Annotated in this window: 20 protein-coding genes and 4 tRNA genes; 2 read left to right on the plus strand and 22 right to left on the minus strand. The window is 64.6% G+C overall.

The window, feature by feature from the left end:
* Nucleotides 1-3 precede the first annotated feature (3 nt).
* The 4 genes from AVCA_RS15590 to AVCA_RS15605 form a co-directional block, all read right to left on the minus strand.
* Nucleotides 4-1,509 carry a sigma-54-dependent transcriptional regulator gene (locus AVCA_RS15590; RefSeq protein WP_012701967.1) on the minus strand — a complete coding sequence of 502 codons (1,506 nt, stop codon included), beginning with the start codon at nucleotides 1,507-1,509 and terminating at the stop codon, nucleotides 4-6.
* A gap of 300 nt (nucleotides 1,510-1,809) precedes the next feature.
* Nucleotides 1,810-2,424: a TIGR04282 family arsenosugar biosynthesis glycosyltransferase gene (locus AVCA_RS15595; RefSeq protein ID WP_012701968.1), complete on the minus strand. Its 615-nt coding sequence runs from the start codon at nucleotides 2,422-2,424 to the stop codon at nucleotides 1,810-1,812.
* A gap of 182 nt (nucleotides 2,425-2,606) precedes the next feature.
* Entirely contained in the window at nucleotides 2,607-3,947 is a 1,341-nt protein-coding gene (locus AVCA_RS15600) for a glutamine synthetase family protein (protein ID WP_012701969.1), read from the minus strand.
* Nucleotides 3,948-4,253: 306 nt separating this feature from the next.
* Nucleotides 4,254-4,328: transfer RNA gene (locus tag AVCA_RS15605), tRNA-Arg, on the minus strand.
* A 352-nt stretch (nucleotides 4,329-4,680) separates the two neighbouring features.
* Here AVCA_RS15605 and AVCA_RS15610 point away from each other — a divergent pair.
* On the plus strand, nucleotides 4,681-5,019 hold the full coding sequence (locus AVCA_RS15610; protein WP_041807311.1) for an Arc family DNA-binding protein: 339 nt from the start codon (nucleotides 4,681-4,683) through the stop codon (nucleotides 5,017-5,019).
* Nucleotides 5,020-5,286: 267 nt separating this feature from the next.
* On the opposite strand, the gene mgtE is transcribed toward AVCA_RS15610, so the two are convergent.
* On the minus strand, nucleotides 5,287-6,729 hold the full coding sequence (mgtE, locus tag AVCA_RS15615) for a magnesium transporter (RefSeq protein WP_012701971.1): 1,443 nt from the start codon (nucleotides 6,727-6,729) through the stop codon (nucleotides 5,287-5,289).
* 310 nt (nucleotides 6,730-7,039) lie between these two features.
* Between mgtE and AVCA_RS25225 the strand changes: the two genes are divergently transcribed.
* Nucleotides 7,040-7,546 carry a DUF4124 domain-containing protein gene (locus AVCA_RS25225; RefSeq protein ID WP_072432481.1) on the plus strand — a complete coding sequence of 169 codons (507 nt, stop codon included), beginning with the start codon at nucleotides 7,040-7,042 and terminating at the stop codon, nucleotides 7,544-7,546.
* A 34-nt stretch (nucleotides 7,547-7,580) separates the two neighbouring features.
* On the opposite strand, the gene AVCA_RS15625 is transcribed toward AVCA_RS25225, so the two are convergent.
* The 17 genes from AVCA_RS15625 to AVCA_RS27135 all read right to left on the minus strand — a co-directional run bounded on the left by AVCA_RS15625 (nucleotide 7,581) and on the right by AVCA_RS27135 (nucleotide 26,490).
* Nucleotides 7,581-7,657: transfer RNA gene (locus tag AVCA_RS15625), tRNA-Arg, on the minus strand.
* A gap of 64 nt (nucleotides 7,658-7,721) precedes the next feature.
* Nucleotides 7,722-7,798 (minus strand) — tRNA-Arg (locus AVCA_RS15630).
* A gap of 107 nt (nucleotides 7,799-7,905) precedes the next feature.
* Nucleotides 7,906-7,996 (minus strand) — tRNA-Ser (locus AVCA_RS15635).
* A 61-nt stretch (nucleotides 7,997-8,057) separates the two neighbouring features.
* A complete protein-coding gene (gene csrA, locus AVCA_RS15640; protein WP_003283978.1) occupies nucleotides 8,058-8,243 on the minus strand; it encodes a carbon storage regulator CsrA in 186 nt (61 codons plus the stop codon).
* Nucleotides 8,244-8,425: 182 nt separating this feature from the next.
* Nucleotides 8,426-9,661, minus strand: coding sequence for an aspartate kinase (locus AVCA_RS15645; protein WP_012701974.1), 1,236 nt, complete (start codon nucleotides 9,659-9,661; stop codon nucleotides 8,426-8,428).
* 94 nt (nucleotides 9,662-9,755) lie between these two features.
* Nucleotides 9,756-12,380 (minus strand): alanine--tRNA ligase, encoded by a 2,625-nt coding sequence (gene alaS / locus AVCA_RS15650; RefSeq protein ID WP_012701975.1) that lies wholly within the window; start codon nucleotides 12,378-12,380, stop codon nucleotides 9,756-9,758.
* 350 nt (nucleotides 12,381-12,730) lie between these two features.
* Nucleotides 12,731-13,009 carry a hypothetical protein gene (locus tag AVCA_RS15655; RefSeq protein WP_012701976.1) on the minus strand — a complete coding sequence of 93 codons (279 nt, stop codon included), beginning with the start codon at nucleotides 13,007-13,009 and terminating at the stop codon, nucleotides 12,731-12,733.
* Nucleotides 13,010-13,163: 154 nt separating this feature from the next.
* Nucleotides 13,164-14,201 carry an arginine N-succinyltransferase gene (gene astA / locus AVCA_RS15660; protein ID WP_012701977.1) on the minus strand — a complete coding sequence of 346 codons (1,038 nt, stop codon included), beginning with the start codon at nucleotides 14,199-14,201 and terminating at the stop codon, nucleotides 13,164-13,166.
* Between the two features lie 34 nt (nucleotides 14,202-14,235).
* Nucleotides 14,236-15,252 (minus strand): arginine/ornithine succinyltransferase subunit alpha, encoded by a 1,017-nt coding sequence (gene aruF, locus AVCA_RS15665; protein ID WP_012701978.1) that lies wholly within the window; start codon nucleotides 15,250-15,252, stop codon nucleotides 14,236-14,238.
* A 56-nt stretch (nucleotides 15,253-15,308) separates the two neighbouring features.
* Nucleotides 15,309-16,529, minus strand: a complete 1,221-nt coding sequence (locus AVCA_RS15670) for an aspartate aminotransferase family protein (protein ID WP_012701979.1) — start codon at nucleotides 16,527-16,529, stop codon at nucleotides 15,309-15,311.
* A gap of 224 nt (nucleotides 16,530-16,753) precedes the next feature.
* The gene (locus AVCA_RS15675) at nucleotides 16,754-17,728 is read right to left on the minus strand and encodes a GlxA family transcriptional regulator (protein ID WP_012701980.1); all 975 of its coding nucleotides are present in this window, start codon (nucleotides 17,726-17,728) and stop codon (nucleotides 16,754-16,756) included.
* Nucleotides 17,729-17,933: 205 nt separating this feature from the next.
* Nucleotides 17,934-19,895 (minus strand): acetate--CoA ligase, encoded by a 1,962-nt coding sequence (gene acs, locus AVCA_RS15680; protein ID WP_012701982.1) that lies wholly within the window; start codon nucleotides 19,893-19,895, stop codon nucleotides 17,934-17,936.
* A gap of 449 nt (nucleotides 19,896-20,344) precedes the next feature.
* Nucleotides 20,345-22,483, minus strand: coding sequence for a phosphate acetyltransferase (gene pta / locus AVCA_RS15685; RefSeq protein ID WP_012701984.1), 2,139 nt, complete (start codon nucleotides 22,481-22,483; stop codon nucleotides 20,345-20,347).
* 122 nt (nucleotides 22,484-22,605) lie between these two features.
* On the minus strand, nucleotides 22,606-23,793 hold the full coding sequence (locus tag AVCA_RS15690; RefSeq protein ID WP_012701985.1) for an acetate kinase: 1,188 nt from the start codon (nucleotides 23,791-23,793) through the stop codon (nucleotides 22,606-22,608).
* A 356-nt stretch (nucleotides 23,794-24,149) separates the two neighbouring features.
* A complete protein-coding gene (locus AVCA_RS15695; protein WP_012701986.1) occupies nucleotides 24,150-24,977 on the minus strand; it encodes an HpcH/HpaI aldolase/citrate lyase family protein in 828 nt (275 codons plus the stop codon).
* Nucleotides 24,978-25,324: 347 nt separating this feature from the next.
* Nucleotides 25,325-26,131: a DUF3618 domain-containing protein gene (locus tag AVCA_RS15700; RefSeq protein ID WP_012701988.1), complete on the minus strand. Its 807-nt coding sequence runs from the start codon at nucleotides 26,129-26,131 to the stop codon at nucleotides 25,325-25,327.
* The gene (locus tag AVCA_RS27135) at nucleotides 26,128-26,490 is read right to left on the minus strand and encodes a phage holin family protein (protein ID WP_012701989.1); all 363 of its coding nucleotides are present in this window, start codon (nucleotides 26,488-26,490) and stop codon (nucleotides 26,128-26,130) included. Before AVCA_RS27135 ends, AVCA_RS15700 begins: the two co-directional genes overlap by 4 nt.
* Between the last annotated feature and the right edge of the window lie 81 nt (nucleotides 26,491-26,571).

Raw genomic sequence — 26,571 nt, forward strand, 5'->3', positions numbered from 1 at the left:
GGTTTAACACTCGGCTCCCGGCAGGGCAACCGCCGGGCAATGAACGGAGCCTGCGGCGCGCTCCGGGGCCGTTTGATCGTAGCCGTCCTCGCGCCGGCTCATGCCGTACTTGCGCATCTTCTCCACCAGTGTGGTACGGCGGATGCGCAGGCGCTCGGCGGCACGTGCCACCACACCGGCGGAGTCGTCCAGCGCCTGCTGGATGAGCGCCTGTTCGAGGGCGGCCAGATAATCCTTCAGATCCAGCCCCTCCGGCGGCAGCAGGGCGAGGCTGGCCGGGTCCGGCATGCTGGCCTCGAACCCCCCACCCTCGTCGCCCTGCTCGTCTTCTCCCTCGATGTGGCGGTATTTCTTCGGCAACTCCTGCACACCGATGACGCCATAGGGATGCATGATCGACATCCGCTCCACCAAGTTGGCCAACTCGCGCAGATTGCCCGGCCAGTCGTGCCGGCAGAGAGACATGATCGCCGCCGAGTTGAAGCGGATCGAGCCCAGCTTGTCGTGCTCCAGCCGCGCGATCAGTTCGATCAACAGCAGCGGAAGATCTTCCACACGCTCGCGCAGAGCCGGCACCTCGATGGGAAAGACACTGAGCCGATAGTAAAGATCCTCACGGAAGCTGCCCTCTTCGACCATCGCCTCGAGATTCTTGTGACTCGCCGCGATGATCCGTACATCGACGCTCTGGGAGCGCGTGCTGCCCAGGCGCTCGAAGAGGCCCTCCTTCAATACACGCAACAGGCGAGCCTGGCCCGGCAACGGCATGGCATCGATTTCCTCGAGAAACAGGACACCGCCATGGGCCAGTTCGAGACGCCCGGCATGACTGCCGAGGGCACCGCTGAAAGCCCCCTTCTCATGCCCGAACAACTCGCTCTCCAGCAACTCGGTGGCGATGGCGCTGCAGTTGAAGGGCACGAAGGGAGCATCACGACGTCTGGAATGGTAGTGCAGGTTACGCGCCACCACCTCCTTGCCGGTTCCTGATTCGCCCTGCAGCAACACGCAGGCATCGGTATCGGCCACCTGCTGCAGCAATTGGCGAACCTGCTGGATCGCCCGACTGGTGCCGACCAGACTGCGAAACAGGTTGGGCTCGCGCGACAGGCCACGCTCCTGGACGGGTATCGTGCGGTAGACTTGGGCCCGATGCAGGGAATCGAGCAGCTTGTTGTAGGAGGGTGGTGCCTCCAGGCTGGCCAGCACCTGGCGCCGTGCCTCCTTCGGCCAGTCCGGCGAGGGATGCCGACCGAGCAGCAGCACGGGAAGCGTTTCGTCCCAGTCGCGGAGCGCCCTGATCAGCCTGAGCGTCCCGCCTTGCGTCTCGACCGTCCCCAGCAGCACGCACAACAGCTCCCGGCTGGAGCCCAAGGACTCGGCCTGCCCCCGCCAGTCCGCACTGGCACAGGCCAGGTATTGCTCGTCGAGGAAATCGAGGATGACCGACATGTCCCTGCGTCGGCCGCAGTCATCGTCGATCAGGAGGATTTTTATGTCACGCCACATATGCCGGATATCTGAGCTGGAAAGGGCTTCAGGAAGCGTCGTCGCAAACCACGGCGTGCAGTGCCACCGTTATCGGGACTGCCACGGTATCGAATCGAGGAAAGCGCATCCTGCGCTCGCGACGGCGGAACTCCGACAGAATGGATAGCGAAGCGCCAGGAAGGCAACCCTGGATCCGGGACGAACGGCCGGAAAATCCAGCCCATTCCCGGATACGCCTGAACGAGTGCCCATATTCTACAAAGGATGTCAGCCGCTCGATAGCTTTACCCATGGGACGCAGCCGTTCACCCGCAGTCTTCAGCTCAGGCGGATGCCCACCTCGGACAGACGCAACAGATCCTCGGGCCCCTCCACACCCCATAAGCGGGGCAGCAGGCAATGCTTCCAGCCAAGCCGGCGCAGGCGCTCGCAGGTGATGGGCAGCACGTCCTCGCAGCCCCAGGGAATGGCTTCGAACAGCGACGGGTCGAGCCGCCGCAACCCCAGCAAGGCATAATCGCCATGCTCGGCCGGCCCGAGCACCACATCCCGCTCGCGCAACGCCTCGCAGGCGGCCTGCAGGTAGTCGCCGTCCAACGCCGGGCTGTCATTGCCGATCAGGATTACCGCGTCCGTGGCGCAGAGGCCGAGGGTGGCGATGCGGCGCATCCGCTCGCCCAGATCGCCTGCCGGCTGTTCGACGACGGCCCAGCCACAGGCCTCCGCCATGGCGCCCAAGGCCTCGTCGGGCCCCTCGTCGAGCCAGAGAAAGCGATCCTGGAAGCCATCCACCGGCAGGTGCAAGGCGCGCTCCACCAGCAGTCGTTGCAGATCGCACGCACCATCTTCACCCAACGCGGGAATCAGGCGAGGCTTCACCTGGCCGGGAGCCGGGGCGTGAGCCAGCAAATGCAAGGAAATCGACAGGCTCATGCCAAGCTCCCCCTCGTGCGCCCGATAGGCCACCGGGCAGCCGCATCATGCCACAAGGCCAAGCGCAAATGCTGTATCGCTCATTACAGTACGCCTGATTTCCCGCTCTTCACAGTGTGACATTCACCGCTGCTGATCGACGGCAGCGCCCTTGCGCGGCAAAGCGAAGAGCCGTCCGGGAGTCAGACCTGGCCTGCCAGAATGCGCCGCTCCCAAGGGCTGATCTCGTCGAGAAAATCCATCAGCTCCAGTCGCTTGCTGGCGATATAGCCCTCGATGAATTCCTCGCCGAACAACTCCCGCGCCAGCCGGCTATGCTCGAGCCGAGCCAGCGCGACCGGCATGCTGCTCGGCAGGATCAGGCTTTCCGGTACCTGGAATTCGCCCTGCAGCGGCGCGCTCGGCTCCACCTGCTGCAGCATTCCGAACAGACCGGCGGCCAGACTGGCGGCAATGGCCAGATAAGGATTGGCATCCGCGCCCGGCAGCCGGTTCTCGACCCGCCGCGCGACCGCCGGGCTGGCCGGAATGCGCAGCCCCGCCGCCCGATTGTCGTAAGACCAGCAGGCGTTGTTCGGCGAAGCATAGGGGTGGTACAGCCGCTGGAAAGAGTTGACATGCGGAGCGAACAACAGGGTGAGATCGGCCAGCGCCCGTTGCTGACCGCCGATGAAATGACGGAAGGCCGGAGTCGGTTCGCCGTCCCCATCGCTGAACAGGTTCCTGCCGCTTTCCTGCTCCACCACGCTCTGATGGACATGCATGGAACTACCGGGAACCCCGGCCAGTGGCTTGGCCATGCAGACCACCGTCAGCCCGTGCCGGAGCGCCACCTCTCTGAGCAGATGCTTGAACAGAAAAGTCTGGTCGGCCAGTTGCAGGGGGTCGCCATGCAGCAGATTGATCTCGAACTGGCTGATCCCCATTTCGTGCATGAATGTGTCACGCGGCAGCCCGAGCGCCGCCATGCAGCGATAGACATCGTCGAAGAAGGGCCGCAAGCCGTTGCTGGAAGACATGCTGAAGGCCGAAAAACCCGCTTCGCGCCTACCATCGAGCCCAATCGGCGGCTGAAACGGCATCTGTGGATCACCATGCGGGGCGAAGACGAAGAACTCCAGCTCGGTGGCCACCACCGGCTGCCAGCCTTGGCGGGCATAAGCGGCCACTATGCGCTTGAGCAGCGCGCGGGTCGACAATGGCGAGCCTTCACCCTTCAACTCTTCGGCATCGCAGACCGCCAGAGCCCGGGGCCGTTCGCACCAGGGAATAAGATGGAGCTGCCGCAGGTCGGGAACGAGGAGCAGATCGCCATCGTCACCGCCATAAAAACGGGTTGGCGGATAGCCGCCCATGATGCACTGAAGCAGAACCCCGCGCGCCAGTTGCAGGCGCTGCCCCTCTAGAAAGCCCCTGAGAGTCATTACCTTGCCACGAGGCACCCCATTGAGGTCGGGAGTGATGCATTCGACCTCCTCGACGCCGGCCAGACGGTCGGCAAGCAGTTGCTGAGGCTTGAGCATGGCGTGCCTCTCCTTTCCACGGCGCTCCGCACACAGTACGCAGCCGCCAGCGGGAAGTTCAAGCAGTCCAAACCGCGTCGAAAGTCAAACCACTCCCCTGCAGCTGCACAGGCTCAGGAATGCACGAGGCACTACGACGAAGACCGCAGCGCGACATGCCTGCCATCGAAGCTGCGTATTAAATGAAGGCAGCGGCATCTTCTGAAATGCCCGGCTCCATTCAGCCATCGCGGCAGTCGGCATCGTCAGGAATGCGAACGGGATCATCTGTCGGGACAGGCGCCACGGCAGGCGACCGGGAGGTGGTGGCGCCCCCTGCTGGAGTCGAACCAGCATCTAGCCCTTAGGAGGGGCTTGTTCTATCCATTGAACTAAGGGGACTTGCCGAAAAAGCCATCGATTTTCACACCCCGCCTACGCGGGGATACTCTCGCCAAGCTTCCGATCAGTCGACCGACCAATGGCGATGGGGCGGCATTCTAGCCATGAAAGAGCCCTTTGTCATGCCTACAAAAACAGGAAGCGACAACGGAACAACAGGGTGTCCGCGCAGTCGATTCTTGGGCTCGTCTCACCGGAAATCCCGGCGTCAGTGGAGCATGCAAATCAACTGCATGCGATTAATCGATTCAGATATTGAAAAGAGTGAACCACTTCAGCAAGACGAGGTCATACCGAGAACACCCTTGCAAGCTAATTGCCAGCACTCTATAACAACTCACCGGTCGAAACTATGCAACCTATGAAACAGGCAATCTACTCTAGCCGTACAGCTGACAAATTCGTCGTTCGTCTACCCGATGGCATGCGTGAACGCATCGCGGATGTAGCACGCAGCCATCACCGCAGCATGAACTCGGAAATCATTGCACGTCTGGAGCAAAGCCTGCTTCAGGAAGACGCCCTGGGCGACGACCTGAGCCTGCGCCTGGACAGCCCCGAGCTCTCCCTGCACGAACGGGAACTGTTGCAGCGTTTCCGGCAACTGACCCGACGCCAGCAGAACGCCCTGGTTGCCCTCATTGCGCAGGATAGCGAGCTCGCGACCGAAGGCGCGACCACCGAGCAGTAACCGCATGAGCGACATGCACTGCCTTCAGCCAGAGATTTTGACTGAAGCGCCGAAAGCCGATGCGGAGAACAGGCCTATGCCCGTAGGCCTGTTTCTCGAGCAGAGGTTGTGCGTGCCCGCCGTATAACGTCTCGATTAGCGGACTCGATACCTCTCCATCGTCATCCAGCCCGCGAAGCCTGTCATCTCCGAAATTGTCCGCCCATCCGGGTTCAGACAGCCGGGATGTATGCCGCCCCCTCCTCCCGTACCGTCATGAGTGCCCGTTCAAAGCAGGAACAGGGTGGCCAGCCCCAGGAAAATGAAGAAACCGCCGCTGTCCGTCATGGCCGTGATCATCACACTGGCCCCCATGGCCGGATCGCGCCCGAGCTTGGCCAACGTCATGGGAATCAGCACCCCCATCAAAGCGGCCATCAACAGATTCAGGGTCATTGCGCCCGTCATCACCGCGGCCAGTGACCAACTTCCGTAAAGAACGCCCGCCACCACACCGATCACTCCGCCCCAGACCAAGCCGTTGATCAGCGCCACACCAAGCTCCTTGACCAGCAGGCGAGCCGTGTTTGCCGTATTGATCTGCCCCAGCGCCATGGCACGGACGATCATGGTGATCGTCTGATTGCCGGAATTGCCACCGATGCCCGCGACGATCGGCATCAGCGCCGCCAAGGCCACCAGTTTCTCGATGGAATCCTCGAACAAGCCGATCACGCGCGAGGCCACGAAAGCAGTCACCAGATTCACCGCAAGCCACGCCCAGCGGTTGCCGACCGACTTCCACACGGAGGCGAAGATGTCCTCCTCCTCGCGCAAGCCAGCCATGTTCAGCACTTCGCTCTCGCCTTCCTCGCGGATCAGATCGACCATGGCATCGATGGTCAAGCGGCCGATCAGCTTGCCATTCCGCTCCACCACGGGCGCGGAAACCAGATCGTAGCGTTCGAAAGCCTGGGCGGCATCATAAGCATCCTCGTCAGGATGGAAGCGCACGGGATCGAGTGCCATGACTTCGGAAACCTGCCGCTCCGGATCGCTGACCAGCAGACGCTTGAGCGGCAGTACGCCTTTCAGCACGCCATCGTAATTCACCACGAACAGCTTGTCGGTGTGTCCGGGCAGCTCCTTCAAGCGCCGCAGATAGCGCAATACCACTTCCAGGCTGACGTCTTCGCGGATGGTGACCATCTCGAAATCCATCAATGCGCCAACCCGATCCTCCTCATAGGAGAGCGCTGAACGTACCCTCTCACGCTGCTGGGCATCGAGGGACTCCATCAGTTCGTGGACCACATCCCGCGGCAGTTCGTGGGCGAGATCCGCAAGCTCGTCGGCCCCCAATTCCTTGGCAGCGGCAATCAGCTCGTGATCGTCCATATCGGCGATCAGGGATTCGCGGACAGCGTCCGATACTTCGAGGAGAATGTCGCCGTCGCGCTCGGCCTTGACCAACTGCCAGACACTCAGGCGGTCGCCGAGGGGAAGAGCTTCGAGGATATAAGCGATGTCTGCGGGATGAAGCTCGTCGAGCTTGCGCTGCAACTCTGCGAGATTCTGCCGGTGCACCAGATTCTCGACCAGATCATGGTGCGCCCCCTCCTGACGACGCGTCAGGTACTCGACCAGCTTGTGCCGGTGCAGCAGTTCCACAACTTGAGCGAGACGCTCCTGCAGGCTTTCCTGCTGTTTCTTGGCTTCAACTTGGGTCATGGCAAGCTCCGCCCCCAGCAGCGGAACACGCCAAGGGCATCAATCAGTCAATGCACGATTGCACGGATCGGTTTTGAAGTGACTACTGGGTAAGTCCATGGTGGATTTCCACGAGCCCCGGCGGGACTGACGAACGCAATGATAACACTGACCGACAGCTTTGCACTCGCCAGAATGCCGGTCAGAACAAGTGCTTGCGATGCGAACCTACGCTCACTCCTCACCGCATGGTCCCGACAGAGAGACCTGAGACACATCCGCCTCCATCGGCAGGCGCTAGCCTGGAACCCCCGCACCAAGGAGGACACCCATGCACGGATCGCCGATACGGGCTTCGACAACCGCACTCCTACTCTGCTCTTCGCTGCAACTCGCCGCTTCGCCCATCTATCGTTGCGCAGCTCCAGGCGGGCACATCACCTTCACTCACCACGGCTGTCCGGCGGAGCAGCAGCAACAACTGCAGAATGCCTCCAACCCTATTCCCGGCGGCAGTCCAACGCCCCTCGCAATCCCATCTGCAGAACGTACGCCTCGCACGGTGCGACAGAACAACACTCGGGAGCCAACCATAGTCGGCCAGCAAGACGACGGCTGCGGCAATCGCATCACGGGACGGGAACGCCGCGAAGCGATGCTCAAAAAGCAGGTGCACTCGGGCATGCCCCGTTCGGACGTAGAAAGTGCCTTCGGAAAACCGGACAGGATTTCCAGCCGTAACGGCCGAACCAGTTACCATTACCGTGACAGCGACGGCAACACGCGACAGATCGACTTCGACGAATATGGCTGCGTCAACATCAAGGGCCGGAAATGAAAAAAGGCCTGCATCGCTGCAGGCCCTTCCAGTATGGTGCACTCAGGAGGATTCGAACCTCCGACCGCCCGGTTCGTAGCCGGGTACTCTATCCAGCTGAGCTATGAGTGCATAGCGTGCTTCGTTGACCAGATCACCCCTGGTTTGAACCCGCCTCTCGGCATGGCTCATGTAATGGCGCACTCAGGAGGATTCGAACCTCCGACCGCCCGGTTCGTAGCCGGGTACTCTATCCAGCTGAGCTATGAGTGCGTCGAGCGTGCGCATTATAGTGTCATCGAACTTATGTTCAAGCCGTAATCCGACCGATCAGCGATCAACCGAATACCGCGAGACGACCTGCCTCTATAACGCTTGAATGGCGGAGGAGGGGGGATTCGAACCCCCGACACCCTTTTGAGGTGTACTCCCTTAGCAGGGGAGCGCCTTCGGCCTCTCGGCCACCCCTCCGCAACACGGGGCGAATCATACCCACCTTTGCCCCGTTTGCAAAGCCAAAAATTGAGAAAAATTAGTGGCTTGGCTCTTGATCTTTTTCTTTCTGAATGCGCTGGTAGATTTCTTCGCGGTGCACGGCGACCTCTTTTGGTGCATTGACGCCGATGCGAACCTGATTACCTTTCACGCCCAGCACGGTGACTGTCACATCATCACCCACCATGAGGGTCTCTCCGACCCGACGAGTCAGAATCAGCATTCCTTTCTCCTTTTAGGGAAGTCAACAGGACAACAGTCTGCAAAAATGAAAATGGCACTATTCCCAGCCTGCCTCGAGGAATATACACCCAAGTATTGACCAGGGCTGGCGAAAGGAAAGCCCGCCGCCCCCTGGCAAAACGATGAAGACGCGGCATGGCCGCGCCCTCATCGATCACTCGCTCACTCGCCCTGGCGGGCGGGAGCATCCAGTTCGAAAGCGGTGTGCAGGGAACGAACCGCCAGTTCCAGATATTTTTCCTCGATGACCACGGAAACCTTGATTTCCGAAGTCGAAATCATCTGGATATTGATCCCCTCCTTGGCCAGAGCTCCGAACATGCGGCTGGCAACTCCGGCATGGGAGCGCATGCCGACTCCGACGATGGAAACCTTGGCAATATCGGTGTCGCCAATGACTTCGCGTGCGCCGATTTCGCGCGCGGTATTTTCCAGCACGCGCATGGCGTTCAGATAATCGTTGCGATGTACGGTGAAAGTGAAATCGGTAGTGTTGTCGTGCGCAATGTTCTGCACGATCATGTCCACTTCGATATTGGCTTCGCTGATCGGGCCGAGGATCTTGAACGCCACGCCGGGATTGTCCGGCACGCCGCGAATGGTCAGCTTGGCTTCGTCGCGATTGAAGGCGATGCCGGAAATGATCGGCTGTTCCATGGATTCCTCTTCATCAATGGTAATGAGGGTGCCCGGCCCCTCCTGGAAGCTATGCAGCACGCGCAGCGGGACATTGTATTTGCCCGCGAACTCCACCGAACGGATCTGCAGTACCTTGGAGCCCAGGCTGGCCATTTCCAGCATTTCCTCGAAGGTGATCTTGTCCAGGCGCTGGGCCTTGGGCACCACCCGCGGATCGCTGGTATAGACGCCGTCGACATCGGTATAGATCTGACATTCGTCGGCCTTCAGGGCCGCGGCCAGAGCCACCCCGGTGGTATCGGAACCGCCGCGCCCGAGCGTGGTGATGTTGCCGTGCTCGTCGACCCCCTGGAAACCGGCGACCACCACCACACGGCCGGCCTTGAGATCGGTACGCAGTTTCCGGTCATCGATCTGCAGGATACGGGCCTTGGTGAAGGAACTGTCGGTAAGGATGCGAACCTGGTTGCCGGTGTAGGACACCGCCGGCACGCCGCGCTTGATCAGCGCCATGGCCAGCAGGGCAATGGTCACCTGTTCGCCGGTCGACACCATCACATCCAGCTCGCGCGGCACGGGCTGCTCGCTGATCTGCTTGGCCAGACCGATCAGGCGATTGGTTTCGCCGCTCATGGCGGAAACCACGACCACGATGTCGTCACCGTTGTCGCGGAACTTCTTGACCTTCTCGGCTACCTGCTCGATCCGCTCGATGGAGCCTACAGAAGTGCCCCCGAATTTCTGTACGATCAACGCCATTTGAAAAGCCACCTAAGCCCGTGAAGGGCGCCATTAAACATTTCAAGCGCGCCGACTGCCAGGGCCGGCGCTGCCCGGGATCGGGAGACTGCCACTACAGGGCCCGCTCGACGAACGGCCGGACCAGCGCCAGCGCCTCATCCAGCTTGCCCGCCTCGCTCCCCCCGCCCTGGGCCATATCCGGGCGACCGCCGCCCTTGCCGCCGACCACGGCCGCCGCCTGCTTCATCAGGTCGCCAGCCTTGAGCTTGCCGATCATGTCCTGGGTCACACCGGCGACCAGCACCACCTTGCCATCGAACTCGCCACCCAGCAGGATCACCGCGCTGCCCAGCTTGTTCTTCAACTGATCGACCAGCGCCAGCAGAGCCTTGCCGTCCAGTCCGTCGAGGCGGGCGGACAGCACCTTGACCCCCGCCACCTCGATAGCGGAGCCGGCCAGATCGTCGCCGGCGGCGCTGGCGGCCTTGGCCTTGAGCTGCTCCAGCTCCTTCTCCAACTGGCGATTGCGCTCCAGCAGGCCGGCCAGCTTGTCCAGCAGGTTATCGCGGCTCCCCTTGAGCAGTCCGGCCACTTCCTTGAGCTGCTCTTCGGCGGCGTTCAGGTAGTCCAGCGCTCCGGCGCCGGTCACCGCCTCGATCCGCCGCACACCGGCGGCCACACCGCCCTCGCCGACGATCTTGAACAAACCGATATCGCCAGTACGCCTGGCATGGATGCCACCGCACAGCTCGATGGAGAAATCGCCCATGCTCAAGACGCGCACGTTGTCGCCGTACTTCTCGCCGAACAGGGCCATTGCCCCCTTCTTCTTCGCCGAGTCGATATCGATGACTTCGGTTTCCACCGCCGTGTTCTTGCGGATCTCGGTATTGACCAGGGCTTCCAGGGCCTTGATCTGTTCCGTGGTCAACGCCTCGAAGTGGCTGAAGTCGAAGCGCAGGCGCTGGCTGTTGACCAACGAGCCCTTCTGCTGCACGTGCTCGCCGAGCACCCGACGCAGGGCGGCATGCAGCAGGTGGGTGGCCGAGTGATTGAGTGCGGTGGCGCCACGCACCGAGCCATCGACCTGGGCCTCCAGGGCCTGACCGACGTGCAGTCCGCCTTTGGCGACCACGCCATGATGCAGGTGGGCGCCGCCGACCTTGGTGGTGTCGCGTACATCGAAGCGCACGCCGCTGGCGTCGCTCAGGTAGCCGCAGTCGCCGACCTGGCCGCCGGATTCGGCATAGAACGGGGTGCGGTCGAGGACCACCACGCCCTCCTCGCCCTCGCCGAGCCGCTCGACGGTGGCACCGCCCTTGAACAGGGCGACCACCTGCCCCTGGCCGAAAGTTTCCTCGTAGCCGGTGAACAGCGTATCGGCATCGACCTTGACCAGGCTGTTGTAATCCAGGCCGAAGGCGCTGGCGGAGCGGGCGCGCTCGCGCTGGGCCTGCATCTCGCGCTCGAAACCTTCCTCGTCGATGGTCAGATCGCGTTCGCGGGCGATGTCGGCGGTCAGGTCGGCCGGAAAACCATAGGTGTCGTAGAGCTTGAACACCACATCGCCGGGAATGACTTTGGCCGCCAGTCCGGCCAGATCCTGCTCGAGAATCTTCAGGCCCTGCTCCAGGGTCTTGGCGAACTGCTCTTCCTCGTTCTTCAGCACGCGCTCGATCTGCGCCCGCTGCTGCCTCAGCTCCGGATAGGCATCGCCCATCTCGGCGGCCAGGGCGCCGACGATCTTGTGGAAGAAGGTGCCCCTGGCGCCCAGCTTGTTGCCATGGCGGCAGGCGCGGCGGATGATGCGGCGCAGCACGTAGCCGCGGCCCTCGTTGGACGGCGTCACGCCATCGGCGATCAGGAAGCTGCAGGAACGGATGTGGTCGGCCACCACCTTGAGCGAGGGCGCGCCGTCGTTGGCGCAGCCGATGGCCTGGGCGGAAGCGGCCAGCAGGTTCTGGAACAGGTCGATCTCGTAGTTCGAGTGCACATGCTGCAGCACGGCGCTGATCCGCTCGAGGCCCATGCCGGTATCCACGGAGGGCGCCGGCAGCGGATGCAGCACACCGTCGGCGGTGCGGTTGAACTGCATGAACACGTTGTTCCAGATCTCGATGTAGCGGTCGCCGTCTTCCTCCGCGGAACCGGGCGGGCCGCCCCAGATTTCCGGGCCGTGGTCGTAGAAGATCTCGGTGCACGGACCGCAGGGACCGGTGTCGCCCATCGCCCAGAAGTTGTCCGAGGCGTAGGGGGCCCCCTTGTTGTCGCCGATACGCACCATGCGCTCGGCCGGCACGCCGACGGTCCGGGTCCAGATGTCGTAGGCTTCGTCGTCGCTGGCGTAGACCGTGACCCAGAGCTTCTCGGCGGGCAGCTTCAGCCACTTGGGCGAAGTCAGGAATTCCCAGGCGTAGGTGATGGCATCGCGCTTGAAATAATCGCCGAAGCTGAAATTGCCCAGCATTTCGAAGAAAGTGTGATGGCGGGCGGTGTAGCCGACATTTTCCAGATCGTTGTGCTTGCCGCCGGCACGCACGCATTTCTGGCTGGTGGTGGCACGGGTATAGGCGCGCTTTTCCAGGCCGAGGAAGCAGTCCTTGAACTGGTTCATACCGGCGTTGGTGAACAACAGGGTCGGATCGTTCGCCGGAATCAGCGAACTGGAGGCCACACGGGTGTGCCCCTTCTCTTCGAAGAAGCGGAGGAAGGCTTCACGGATTTCTGCGCTTTTCATAAATGAATGGGTCCAGGGAAAACTGCGGCCACGGCGAGATTGGCAAAGGGACGCATTATATCGGCCCCGTGCGACCGCGGTAGAGCTTTCTTCCGTCGCGGACTCCGGCGTCTTGCGCCGGGATAGGAGAAGGAACGGGACAAACCGCCGGGGATCGCGAGGAGCGTGCCCCGGCTGGCCATCGGAGCAAACCGGCCGACACCGGAAGCCGACACGCCACTCGTCTGGATCGGCGCGCCCGGACAACGGCGGCTGCGGATCAGCCCCTCAAGCGGTACGCACCGGGAACGCCGGCCGGGAGCCTTTGCAGCGCCCCGTGCCCGCTGGCGGGAACAGGTCCCGGAGTTCGCTCAATGCTCGCATTCGGGACCATGCACATGGCCATCCTCATCGCTCCCGGCCGGCTCCATCTCCAGTTGCAGGCTGACCAGGTTGGTGGCCATCGGACGCAACAGCAGGTTGGCGTACTCGCTATCGCCCTCCTCCACATCCACACCGATCAGCAGTTGGCCATCGGCTTGCTGCACCCAGAGCTCACGGCCCTGCCAGATCACCGCGAAACGGGTGCAGACGGTTTCCAACTGGGTGCCGTCGGCGTTTTCGAGAACGAGTTGCAGGGCATCGGTCATGGTTCAGCTCCAGGGGTAGGCCGCTCCAGGCGGCAGGTTCGGTCGACTTGAAAAGGATGGACGACGCCGATCGCCGAGCGGCCCGGCTCTGTCGCGTGCCAGCGGGAATCGGGCAGGCCCTGCCCGTCCGTGCCCGGCGGGGCTCGCCGCCCGCTCATCGCCCAGCCCCGTGCGGCCGGGCGACGAGCGGCACCGCACGCACCTGCGCACCGGCGCAGAGCTGCAGGCGCCTGGCCGTCAGCGGATCGACCACCAGGGTGCCGGCCGCCACGCGCGCCGGGGCTGCGGTGATACGGCAGTCCTGGCGCTGACGGTTGTGAACCAGATAGGGCTCGGCCTCCTCCCCCGGCGTGCCGATCGCCAGCACCAGGGTCTGGCTGTCGCGCACGGCCCGGATCTTCGCCGTTTCGCACTCGACCACCGGGCCGGCGTCGAAGATGTCGACGTAGCCCTGATAGCTGAATCCTTCCGCCCGCAGCATCGCCAGCGCCGGCTCGCCATGCGGGTGCACGCGGCCGATCGCGGCGCGCGCCTCCTCGGAAAGAAAGCAGCTGTAGAGCGGAAACTTCGGCATCAACTGGGCGATGAAGGCACGGTTGCCGACACCGGTGAGATAGTCGGCCCGGCGGAACTCCATGCGGAAGAAATGCCGGCCGAGGCTTTCCCAGAATGGCGAACGGGCCCTGGCATCGGACACGCCGCGCAGTTCGGCGATCACCTTGTCGGCGAACAGCGAACGGAACTCGGCGAGAAACAGCAGACGCGATCTGGCCAGCAGGCGGCCATTCAGGCCGCCGCGATGATCGGCCTGGAGGAACAGCGAGCGGAGTTCGGAATTGCCGGTCAGGTCGTTGGCGAGGAACAGCGTGGGAATTTCCCGGTACAGATCCAGCTCCCGCGAAGCGGTGACGGTCAGCCCGACCCGATAGTTGTACCAGGGCTCGCGCAACCCGACTGCCGCGGTCAGCCCGGAGATGCCGACGATCCGCTCCCGATCGGTTTCCAGCACGAAGAGGTAGTCGGCATCGGCCTTCTCGGCCTCGCCGCGGAAACTGCGCTCCGCCATGGCGACACGCTGCGCCAGGCGCTCCTCGTTGAACGGCAGCGACGTCAGGCCGGTGCCGACGCCGGCATTGCGGGCAAGGTCGACCAGGGCCGGCAGATCGGCACTGCGCACGGGACGAACGATCATGTTTCCTCCACGGGAGTCATGCTGCCACGTCCGTTCACAAGGCCACCAGACGCAGGCTGTCGCCCTCGCCGACGCCCAGCAGCGCGGCCGTCTCGGCGCTCAGCCGCAGCGGCTGACCGGGCGTCCAGTCCAGTTCGACCAGGCTGGCGCGGAAATCCTGCAGGCCGCCGTTGCCGAGCAGGTAGAGCCGCCCGGAGCGACTGCCGGCGCCGATGGTCGCCGGCGCCACGGCGCTCCGGGCGATCGAACGGACGCCGGAGGTACGCGCGTGCAGGATCGGCCCGCCGTCGAAGATGTCGATGTAGTGCTCCGTCTCGAAGCCCTCGCGGGTCATGATGTCGAAGCTGATCTGCGCACGCGGATGGACCTGCCCCATGGCCTCCTGGGCGGCATCCGGCAGCAGCGGCACGTAGATCGGATAATGCGGCATCAGCTCGGCGAGGAAGGTACGGCTGCGCAGGCTGGACAGACGCTCGGCCGCCGCGTAGCGCATGTCGAAGAAGTGCCGTCCGACCGCGTCCCAGAACGGCGAGTCGCCCTGCTCGTCGCTCGGCCCGAGGATCTCCACCACCACGGCATCGGCGAAACGCTCGGGATGGCTGGCCATGAACAGCAGGCGGCCGCGGGAGATAAGCTCGGCCCAGGGCGTGTGCACCAGCGCCGGCTCGACATGGAAACTGCTCAACAGGCTGTTGCCGGTCAGATCATGGCAGATCGACAGCACATGGATCTTGTTGTGGATCTTCAGCTCGCGTGAGGCATGCACGAACGTCTCGTTGCGAAAACTGTAGAAGGCCTCGGAATAGCCGGCCGAGGCGACGATCCCGGAACAGCCGAGCAGGCGTCCGCTGCCCGGCTCCTCGAGGACGAAGAAGTAACGCTCCTCGCCGTTGAAACTGACCTCCGCGGCGAACGACGACTCGGAAACGGCGATCTTCTCGGCCAAGCGCTCGCGGTCGTCGGGCAACGAAGTGACGCCGACCGGACTGTCCGCGGCCAGACGCTGAACCTCGGCCAGATCGGCCATTTGCGCGGGGCGCATCACCAGCATGGGGCGTCACTCCTCGGGGGCGGGCCGGACCGGCTCCACCCCGCAGCCTTTGTCGATCAGCCGCGCACCAGCCGGACGATGGCCCGCTCGAAACGCTCCAGTCCTTCGTCGATGTCGGCATCCTCGATCACCAGGCTCGGCGCGAAACGCACCACGTCGGCACCGGCCTGGAGCACCATCAGGGCCTCCTGCTCGGCGGCGACCAGCACATCGCGGGCCTTGCCCTTCCAGGGCTCGCTCAGCACGCTGCCGATCAGCATGCCCATGCCGCGCACCTGGCTGAAGATACCGTACTGCCGGCCGATCGCTTCGAGCCGGGTCTTGAAGCGCTGATGCTTGGCCTTGATCCCCTGCAACACCTCCGGCGTGTTGACCACATCGATCACCGCCTCGGCCACCGCGCAGGCCAGTGGATTGCCGCCGAAGGTGGTGCCGTGCACGCCGGCCGAGAAGTGCTTGGCCAGGTCGCTGCGGGTGAGCATGGCGCCGATCGGGAAACCGCCGCCCAGCCCCTTGGCGGTGGACAGGATGTCCGGGACTACACCGTAGTGCATGTAGGCGAACAGCTCGCCGGTACGCCCGACACCGGTCTGCACCTCGTCGAGGATCAGCAGCGCGTCATACTGGTCGCACAGCCGGCGCGCGCCCTCCAGATAGGCCTGCTGGGCCGGCAGGATGCCGCTCTCGCCCTGGATCGGCTCCAGCACCACCGCACAGGTACGCTCGGAAATTGCCGCTTCCAGGGCCGCCAGGTCGTTGTAGGGTACATGGGTGATACCCTCGGGCTTCGGCCCGAAGCCATCGGAATACTTGGGCTGACCGGTGACGCTGACCGTGAAGAAGGTGCGGCCATGGAAGCTGTCCAGCGCGGAGATGATCTCGCACTTCTGCGGACCGAAGCGATCGTGGGCGACACGCCGGGCCAGCTTGAAGGCCGCCTCGTTGGCCTCGGCGCCGGAGTTGCAGAAGAACGCCCGGTCGGCGAAGGTGGCCTCCTCCAGTTTCTTCGCCAGACGCAGGGTCGGCTCGTTGGTGAAGATGTTCGATACGTGCCAGAGCTTCCCGGCCTGTTCGGTCAACGCCGCCACCAGCCGCGGATGGCAGTGGCCGAGGGAGTTCACGGCGATCCCGCCGGTGAAGTCGATCAGCTCTCGACCGTTCTGATCCCAGACTCGCGAGCCCTGGCCACGCACCGGAATAAAGGCGGCAGGGGCATAGTTGGGGACCATGAACTGGTCGAAATCAGCGCGTTGCACCTGAGCATGCTCAACGGACATCGGGAAACTCCTGCCACGATAGGCTAGCGAAGAAGGATTCTGGAAACGCCCCCGCGGCAGGTATCCACGCCGGACGAAGACAGGCCGCAGCACCCGTCCGCAGGGTTCCCCGCTTTCCGGCGTACGGCACGGAAGGCATCGGGAAGGCGCAGTTTAAACGCTGCACGTTGCGGGAAAAGCGGCTCGGCGAAAAATTCCCCGGCCACGGGTCACATCGCGCCCGATCACGGCTCGACCGGCGGGGTCGGCTCGAAGCGGCCGCCGGCACGGCGCTGATTGCGGTCCTCGCGCGGAGTGACGCCGAAAAAGCCGCGATAGGCGCTGGAAAAGTGCGGCCCGGAGGAAAAGCCGCAAGACAGGCCGATCTGGATGATCGACTTGCCGGTCTGCAGCAGCAACTGGCGGGCCTTGTTCAGGCGCAGCTCCAGGTAGTACTGGCTCGGAACCCGATTCAGATACTGCTTGAAGATGCGCTCCAACTGGCGGCGCGAGACGCAGACGTGCTGGGCGATCTCGTCGGTGGTCAAAGGCTCTTCGATGTTGGCCTCCATCAGCAGCACCGCCTGGGTCAGCTTCGGATGGCTGGAGCCGAGTCGGTTCTGCAGCGGCACCCGCTGGCGCTCGCCCCCCTCGCGGATGCGCTCGACCACCAGTTCCTCGCTGACCGCGCAGGCCAGTTCGGAACCGTAATCCTGGGCCAGCACCGCCAGCAGCAGGTCGAGTATCGCCAGGCCGCCGCAGGCGGTGAGCCGGTCGCGGTCCCAGTCGAACAGATGCCCGGTGGCGACCACCCGCGGAAAGCGCTCGGCGAAATCCTCCTGCCAACGCCAGTGCACCGCCGCCCGGTAGCCGTCGAGCAGCCCGAGCCGGGCCAGCGGATAGACCCCGGCGGACAGCCCGCCGAGCTGACAGCCCTCGCGCCCCAGTTGCCTGAGCGCGGCGGCCAGCGGCGGCGACACGCCGACGGTCGGCGTGTCGGCCAGCAGCAACAGCTTGTCGAAGTCCCCCAGCCGTCCCTCCCAGCTCCCACCCGGCGGACACCATCCTCCCTCCGGCGGCGCCTCGGCGTGCAGGAAGCTCCACTCGTAGCGCGCCTGCGGCTGCAGGTGGGTGGCGAGTTGCAGGGCTTCCTCGGCCAGGGCCGGGGTCAGGGGCCTGGTCCCGGGCCAGAGCAGAAAACCGATTCGATGGACAGTCATGGCGGACGACGAAGCTTCCGGATGCCGGATGTTGAACGAGCTTCGCCGGCAGCGCGGGCTCCGGCAAAGACAAGGGGCATTCTAGGGGCTGTCGAGGTTTTGGAGTAGGCTGCAACGAGTGTGCCCTCGCGAAACACGAACCCCGCCACGGCGGGAGCCGGGCGGGGCATCGTCGCCGGCCGGAGCCGGCCATGGGGGCGGAAGCTCAGGCGCAGGCGGCCTGCATGCCGCGATGGATGTTGATCAGACTCTGCACCACCGACGGATCGGCCAGGGTGGAGATGTCGCCCAGCCCGTCGTATTCGCCAACGGAGATCTTGCGCAGGATACGACGCATGATCTTGCCTGAGCGGGTCTTCGGCAAGCCGGGCGCCCACTGGATCACGTCCGGCGTAGCGATCGGACCGATCTCCCGGCGAATCCAGGCCTTCAGTTCCTGGCGCAGCGCCTCGGAAGCCGACACCCCGTCGTTCAGGGTGACGTAGACATAGATGCCTTGCCCCTTGACGTCGTGCGGAACGCCGACCACCGCCGCCTCGGCGACCTGCGGGTGGGCGACCATGGCGCTCTCGATCTCGGCGGTGCCCATACGGTGACCGGAAACGTTCAGCACGTCGTCGACGCGGCCGGTGATCCAGTAATAGCCGTCCTCGTCGCGGCGGGCGCCGTCACCGGTGAAGTACATGCCCTTGAAGGTCTTGAAGTAGGTGTCGACGAAGCGGTCGTGATCGCCATGCAGGCTGCGCGCCTGCCCCGGCCACGAATCGATGATCACCAGGTTGCCTTCGCCCGCCCCTTCGATCAGGTTGCCCAGGTTGTCGACCAGCGCCGGCTGTACGCCGAAGAAAGGACGGCTCGCCGAACCCGGCTTGAGCGAGGTGGCGCCCGGCAGCGGGGTGATCAGGATGCCGCCGGTTTCGGTCTGCCACCAGGTGTCGACGATCGGGCAGCGCTCCCGGCCGATGTTCTCGTAGTACCAGTGCCAGGCTTCCGGATTGATCGGCTCGCCCACCGAGCCGAGCAGGCGCAGGCTGGAACCGTCGGCGCCCTCCACCGGCGCCCGGCCCTGGGCCATCATGGCGCGGATGGCGGTCGGCGCGGTATAGAGGATGTTCACCCCGTGCTTGTCGATGATCTTGGAAATCCGGGTCATGTCCGGGTAGCTGGGGATGCCCTCGAACAGCAGCGTGGTGGCGCCGTTGGCCAGCGGACCGTAGACGATGTAGCTGTGGCCGGTGACCCAGCCCACGTCGGCGGTGCACCAGTAGACCTCGCCCGGACGGTAGTCGAACACCCGCTCGTGGGTCAGCGAGGCATACAGCAGATAGCCGCCCGTGGTGTGCACCACGCCCTTCGGCTTGCCGGTCGAGCCAGAGGTATAAAGGAGGAACAGCGGCTCCTCGGCACCCATTTCCTTGGGTGCGCAGATGCTGCCGGCCACTTTCAGCAGGTCCTCGTACCAGATGTCGCGATGCGAGTGCCACTTGATATCGCCACCGGTGCGCTTGCAGACGATCACCTTGTTGACGCTGTAGGTGTCCGGATTGGTCAACGCCTCGTCGACGTTGGCCTTCAGCGGAACCCTCTTGCCGCCGCGCAGGCCTTCGTCGGCGGTGATCACCACCTTCGACCTGCAGTCGGCGATGCGCCCGGCCAGCGCGTCGGGAGAAAAGCCGCCGAACACCACCGAATGGATCGCGCCGATGCGGGCGCAGGCCAGCATGGCCACCACGGCCTCCGGAATCATCGGCATGTAGATGGTCACCACGTCGCCGCGATGCACGTCCTGACCGCGCAGGGCGTTGGCGAACCGACAGACTTCCTCGTGCAGCTCGCGGTAGGTGATCAGGCGCTGCGCGGACGGATCGTCGCCCTCCCAGATGATGGCCACCTGCTCGCCGCGCGCTTCGAGGTGACGGTCCAGGCAGTTGTAGGAGGCGTTCAGGGTGCCATCGGCGAACCACTTGATATCGACATGGTGGTCGTCGAAGGAGGTCTGCTTGACCTTGGTGAATGGCTTGATCCAGTCCAGACGCCTGGCCTGTTCGCGCCAGAAACCATCGGGATTGATGACCGACTGCTGATACATGGCCTTGTAGGCGGCCTCGTCGGTAAAGGATCGGGCAACTACTTCAGGACGTACCGGGTAGAGGGAAGCGGCGCACATGAGTAGGTTTTCCTCGCCTGGGCAAAATTATTTTTATTGCCTGACATGTTTAGCCTCTTGACAGTTGCTTAAAAATTCGACAATGGTCTTAACGAAATTCGACCAAAACAAGCTACCCGGTACGACCGGCATTCCCCGCCGAATGCCCGGAAATCGCGGGCTTGAGCCTCTTCTGGCGGATTCCGTCGAACGCGCGGCGAAGCGACGGCGAAGGTCGACATCTCCTCGAAACGACAGATCCTCTTCCCGGATCGCACAGCGAGCGCCACCTCGCCGGACAGGCACTCGATGAGGCGAGGCTCCCGGCGCAGGTCCCAGATACGGGGCGCTGTCCGACGCGGCGACGGGAAGGAATGGCCGCGCCTTCATCGGCCACGAAGCGGACCGCCACGGCGTGCCCGCCGACAGCATCGGCGGAGCGCTCCTCGGGCCCGCTTCCGCCCGTCCCGTCAGGCTCCGACCGGCTGCCCCTGCTCCAGCGCCTTCTGCTTCTCCTGCTTGTCGATGCTGGCCGCCTGAAGCGCGGTGAGGGCGATGGTGAAGACGATGTCGTCGACCAGGGCGCCGCGCGACAGGTCGTTCACCGGCTTGGCCAGCCCCTGCAGCATCGGGCCGACACTGATGCAGTTGGCGTTGCGTTGCACTGCCTTGTAGGTGGTGTTGCCGGTGTTCAGGTCGGGGAACACGAACACGGTGGCCTGGCCGGCGACCGGGCTGTTCGGCGCCTTCTGCTTGCCGACGCTGGCCACGGAGGCGGCGTCGTACTGCAGCGGGCCGTCGATCGGCAGGCCGGGCGCCCGCTCCTGGGCGATGCGGGTGGCCTCGCGAACCTTGTCCACTTCGGCGCCGCTGCCGGAATCGCCGGTGGAATAGCTGATCATCGCCACGCGCGGGTGCACGCCGAGGGCCACCGCGGACTCGGCGCTCTGCAGGGCGATCTCGGCCAGTTCGGCGGCGCTCGGGTTGGGGTTCACCGCGCAGTCGCCATAGACCAGCACCTGGTCCGGCAGCAGCATGAAGAACACCGAGGACACCAGGTTGTAGCCCGGCGCGGTCTTGATCAGTTGCAGGGCCGGGCGAATGGTGTTGGCGGTGGTGTGCACGGCGCCGGAAACCAGGCCGTCCACCTCGTCCAGCGCCAGCATCATGGTGCCGAGCACCACGGTGTCCCTGAGCTGCTCGTCGGCCATCTCGGGGGTGAGGCCCTTGCTCTGGCGCATCTTCACCATCGGCGCGATGTACTGCGCGCGGATGCTCTCCGGATCGAGGATTTCCAGGCCGTCCGGCAGAGTGATGCCCTGCTCGCGCGCCACGGCCCGGACCTCTTCCGGGCGGGCCAGCAGCACGCAGCGGGCGATGCCGCGCTCTTGGCAGATGGCGGCGGCGCGGATGGTTCGCGGCTCGGTGCCTTCCGGCAGGACGATGCGCTTGTCAGCTTCCTGGGCGCTCTTGACCAACTGGTAGCGAAACGCCGGTGGCGACAGGAGCAGCTCGCGCGGCAGGCTGCAGCGCGAACGCAGGTACTCCGGATGCAGATGCCCGGCGATGAAATCGGTGACGCGGGTGGCGCGCTCGATATCGTCCGCCGGCGTTTCCTTGTTCAGGGCGAACAGGTTGGTGGCCGTGTCGTAGGAGCCGGTGGTCACGCTCATCACCGGCAGGCCACCGTCCAGGGCCGCCTTGCACAGCTCCATGATCCGCGGGTCCGGCATGAAGTCGCTGCACAGCAGCAGGCCGGCCAGCTTCACGCCGTTGAGCGAGGCCAGACTGGCGGCGAGGATGACGTCGTCGCGATCGCCGGGGGTCACCACCAGCACGCCCGGCTGCAGCAGCGGCACGGTGCTGGGCACGGCACGGGCGCACAGCACGATCTTGCTCACCCGGCGCCGGTCGGCTTCGCCGGCGCTGAGCACCTGGGCGCCGATCAGTTCGGCCACGTCGCGGGTGCGCAGGGCATTCAGTTCCTCGGCGAAGGGAATGGCGCCGAAGAGCTGGAAGTCGGTGCTGCCGAGCGACGGCAGATATTCCTTGAGACGCTCGACGAAAGCCGGGATGCCGTCCCCGCTGTCGATCTTGTTGATGATCGCGCCGAGCACCTTCGGACTCTTGATGCCGCCGAACAACTGGGCCTGGATCTCGATACGCTCGGCCAGTTGCTTGAGGCCATCGCCGCCCTGGACGGCGATCAGGATGACTTCGGCGTTCAGGCTCTTGCTCAGCAGGGGATTGAGGTACGCGGAGTAGTCGCTGTCGCGGGTCGGCAGCATGCCTTCGACGATCACCACGTCCTTGCCGGCGGCGGCCTGCTGATAGCGGCTGACCACTTCCTCCAGCAGCAGGTCGGTTTCGCCGCTGGCCAGATGGCGCTCCACCTGATCCAGCAGTATCGGCTCGGGCGTGCTCCGGCCCAGGGTGCGCTCGACCAGCAGACAGGAGCGCTCGCGGCCCTGATCGATGGGGAAGGGTTGTGCGATCGGCTTGAAGAAGCCGACCTTCAGGCCGGCCTGTTCGAGGGCGCGGATCAGGCCGAGGCTGATGGAGTTGAGGCCGACGGCATAGCCGGTGGGGGCGAGAAATAGAGTGTGCATGGGTCTCTTGCTCAGACTGTAGAAAACGTGATGCCGGCGGGAGGTCAGGATGACGAAACCCGACGCCGCGATGGTCGTCGGGTTTCGTTACAGCGCCGCGTCCCGCCTGTACAGGTATTCGGTCAGGCGTCGAGCAGGGCGAGGGTGTCCAGGGCGATCTGGCGCTCCTCGTTGGTCGGCACCACTATGACGCGCGGGCTGCCGGCCGCCTGGATCTCGCCGGCCAAGCCACGGGTGCAACGGGCGTTGGCTTCGGCATCGAGCTGGAAGCCGAACAGCTTCAGGTGCTCCACGGTGCGCTCGCGCACGGCGGCCGAGTTCTCGCCGATGCCGCCGGTGAAGATCAGACCGTTCAGCCTGGGCAGGGCGCAGGCCATGCCGGCCAGCGACTTGGCCAGGCGGTAGCAGAACACCTCGAAGGCCAGGACGGCGCCGGGGTGGCCGCTCAGGCAGGCCTCGGACAGGGTGCGCATGTCGTTGGACAGGCCGGACAGCCCCTTCAGGCCGCTGTCGTTGTTGAGCATGCGGTCGACCTGCTCGATGGTCCAGCCCAGGGTGCGCTCCAGATAGCTGTGCAGGTTGGGGTCGACGTCGCCGCTGCGGGTCCCCATCACCAGGCCCTCCAGGGGAGTCAGGCCCATGCTGGTGTCGCGGCTCTCGCCGTTGACGATGGCGCAGGTGGAGCAGCCGTTGCCCAGATGGGCCGACAGCCAGGCGCTGTCTTCCACCGGCAGGCCGGCCATCTCGGCGGCCCGCTTGCTGACGTAGCGGTGGCTGGTGCCATGAAAGCCGTAGCGGCGCACGCCATGTTCCTTGTACAGGAATTCCGGCACGGCATAGCGGTAGGCATGGGGCGGCATGGTCTGGTGGAAGGCGGTATCGAACACGCTGACCTGCGGCAGGTCGGGGAACAGCGACATGGTCGCGGCGATGCCGATCAGATGGGCCGGGTTGTGCAGCGGTGCCAACTGGGCGCTGGTGCGTATGCCTTCGATCACCGACTCGTCGATCAGGCGGGCATCGGTGAAATGCTCGCCGCCATGGACCACGCGGTGGCCGATGCCGCTGAGCCGGCCACCGGCGGCCTCCTGGGCCAGCGGCAGGATCTCGCCCAGCGCCACCTGATGGTCGGCGCCCGGCAGGCTGAGGGTTTCCTTGACATCGCCGAACTGCCAGTGGATGACCGCTTCCGGACTGCCGAGACGCTCGGCCAGCCCCTGCAGGGGAAAGGTCGTCTGCGCTTCGTTGACCAGGGCGAACTTGATTGATGAACTACCGCAGTTGATCACCAGAATATTGCGGGCGGACATTGGGACTCCTGAAACATGTCGTGTATGGCCCCTGCGCATCATTGCTCGATGGCCACACAAATTTTTGTAATTGGATGGTTGCCCGGCGTTCTTGTGGAACATGGGCGAGAATCAGGGTGTTTTCATCGTGCCACGCAGGGTGGGGACCTACCGTGCTGCTTTAGTCGAATCGGTTCCCGGGAATCAATGCCCGGAACGCTGGCGAGGGTGCTCGAACCCTCGCCGTAGAGCCATCGCTGTCGGCCGGTAGCGCACCGCAAGCCGTCGATGCGGTGAGGTGTCGCAGGTGGCAAGAGCATGGCCTGCCCTTTATCCGAAAGGGCCCGTCGCAGCCGCCGTCGGCGCGCCCCGGCGACTCAGGCCGGCGCCTGTCCGGCCCGCGCCAGCAAGCGGCGGGCCCGCCCCACGACCGGGGCGTCGATCATCTGTCCATCGACCACGAAAACCCCTTCGCCGGAGGCCGCGGCGGTCATGACCCGCCGGGCCCAGGCCAGCTCCTCGGCGTCCGGCATGAAGGCCTCGTGGACCACGGCGACCTGGGCCGGGTGGATGCACAACAGACCGCCGAAGCCCATGTCGCAGGCCTGCCGGGCGCGCCGCGCCAGACCGCTCGGGTCCTGGATGGCGGGGAAGATGGTTTCCAGCGGCGCGGCCAGGCGGGCGGTACGCGACTGCAGCAGCAGCGCATAGCGAACCTGGTCCATGATCCGTTCGCCGCTCTCGCTGCCGGCGGCCAATCCCAGATCCAGGCCCAGATCGAGGCCGCCGTAGGTCAGGCGCTCGACGCCCGGAACCCGGGCGATCGCCGGCAGGGCATGCAACCCCACGGCGCTCTCGACGGCCGGCCACACCGGCTTGCCGGCCGCCGCCGCCAGACTGACCTGCACCGCGCTCTCCACCTTGGGCAGCACCACGCCGAGAACGCCCGGCTGACGGCGGCACAACTCCAGATCCGCCGCCTGCTGGGGATGGATCGGACCATTGATGCGCACCAGCAGCCGGACCTGGGGATTGTCGCCCAGAAAGGCGTCCAGAGCGGCGCGGGCCTCGGCCTTGAGAGCCTCCTCGACGGCGTCCTCGAGATCGACGATGACGACATCGGCACCGCTGGCCAGGGCCTTGGGTATCCGCTCGGGGCGGCTTGCCGGAACGAACAGGGCGGAACGGATGGGGGCTGGCTGCATGGATCTCTCGCTTCTTTATCGTTATGGGAAAACGACATGATGCCCGAACCCGGCGACGCATCGAACGATCTGAAACGCATTCGACGTATCGCGGATGCCGCAGGCGGAAACGAAAAAGGAACGGGAAAGCGCGGGGAAAATCAAGGAAAGGAAGGGCGAAAAAGTGCATCACCCCCAAAAAAAGAGGGCGACCCGAGGTCGCCCGCCCATCATTCCACTAGGAATGCAAACAAAACACTTGGATCGAATCTCCTGATCCAGGACCGCTTCCTTATACCCGACGGCTCGCCGGACCAGGCATTGAACCAAGGTCTAACAGGCGTTCCGCCGCGGCGAAAAGGACCTGCCTAGAGCGCCCCGCCCAGGCCGGTCCGGTTTTCCGCGCCGGCCGGTTGCGACGTGGCGACCCGCTCGCGCAGCCGGTCGGCCATCTCCACGCCCAGCTCGGTGGCCGCTTCGCGGCCCTCTTCGGCCTTCACCCTGAGCTTGTCGGTCAGGGTATCGCTGGCCTGGCCGAGCAGTTCGTCCTCCTGTCGGGTGGTCGGCAACACGCCGGCGATCAACGCCCCCACCGCGATGCCGAGCGCTCCCAGCACCAGCGGCTGCTCATGCATCAAGGTGTCGAAGCCGCCCCGCGCCTGATGGGCCCGTTGGCGCAGGGATTCGGCGGCATGGTGGCCGGAGTCGCTCAAGTACTGCCTGGCCGACCCCACGCTTTCGCTCACATGCTGCCGTGCCGAACCCAGGGTGTCGCTCACCCCCTCGCCCAGGTGCTCGGCCTTCTCGCGAATGCCGGCGGCCCGCTGCCTGGCCTTTTCGGTCAGGGACGGCCCACCCTGCGGCATCGAAGCCTCATCGACATGGGCCTGGCTCGCCGGAGCCCGGTTCTGGCTGGTCATCAGCCACAGCAATCCGATCGATGTCAGCACGGTCGGCAAGGGATTGGCGGCCACCGTGTTGGTCAGGTTGGACATGAACTCGCCGCCATGTCCCTTGGTGTACCCCAGGGCCCTGTCCAGCAACTCGCCGGGGGACAGCCTGTTTTCCAAGGCATGGACGATATTGCTGATTTCCGCGCGCTGCCGGTCGATTTCCTGTTCCAGGGTTTCCGGACCCTTCTGCGCTTCGAGATCGATTCTGCTCTGCGTACTCATGGGGCATTCTCCCGGATGGCGGCTTTATCTTTCTGCAGGGCATGCAGCGTGCGCGATGGCTTGAATGCGGACGGCGCGAACTTCTTCCTGCCGCCCTTGACCATGACATAGCCGATCACCATCACGATCACGCCGACGATCGCCGCCGCCAGCCAGGCATCCATCGCCTGAGCCAGGGCGTAGACGAAGGCCTGCAGAAGAATGATGAAACCGGCCAGCAGCACTCCGCCACCACTGGCCAGGGACATGACGCCGGCCTTGGTGGCGTTGATCGACTCGCCGATCTCGACCTTGGCCAGGGCCAGCTCCTTGGTAACCAGCGAGGGCAGCTCCCGCCCCAGTTGGCCGAGCAAACCCATGATGCTGTTGCCGCCCTCTTCGCCTCCGGCGCGAGCGGTGTGCCGGTGAATGGTCGCGCTGGGCCGCTCCGTTTCCGTGCG

Origin of the sequence: Azotobacter vinelandii CA (assembly GCF_000380335.1) — a bacterium.
Classification (GTDB): domain Bacteria; phylum Pseudomonadota; class Gammaproteobacteria; order Pseudomonadales; family Pseudomonadaceae; genus Azotobacter; species Azotobacter vinelandii.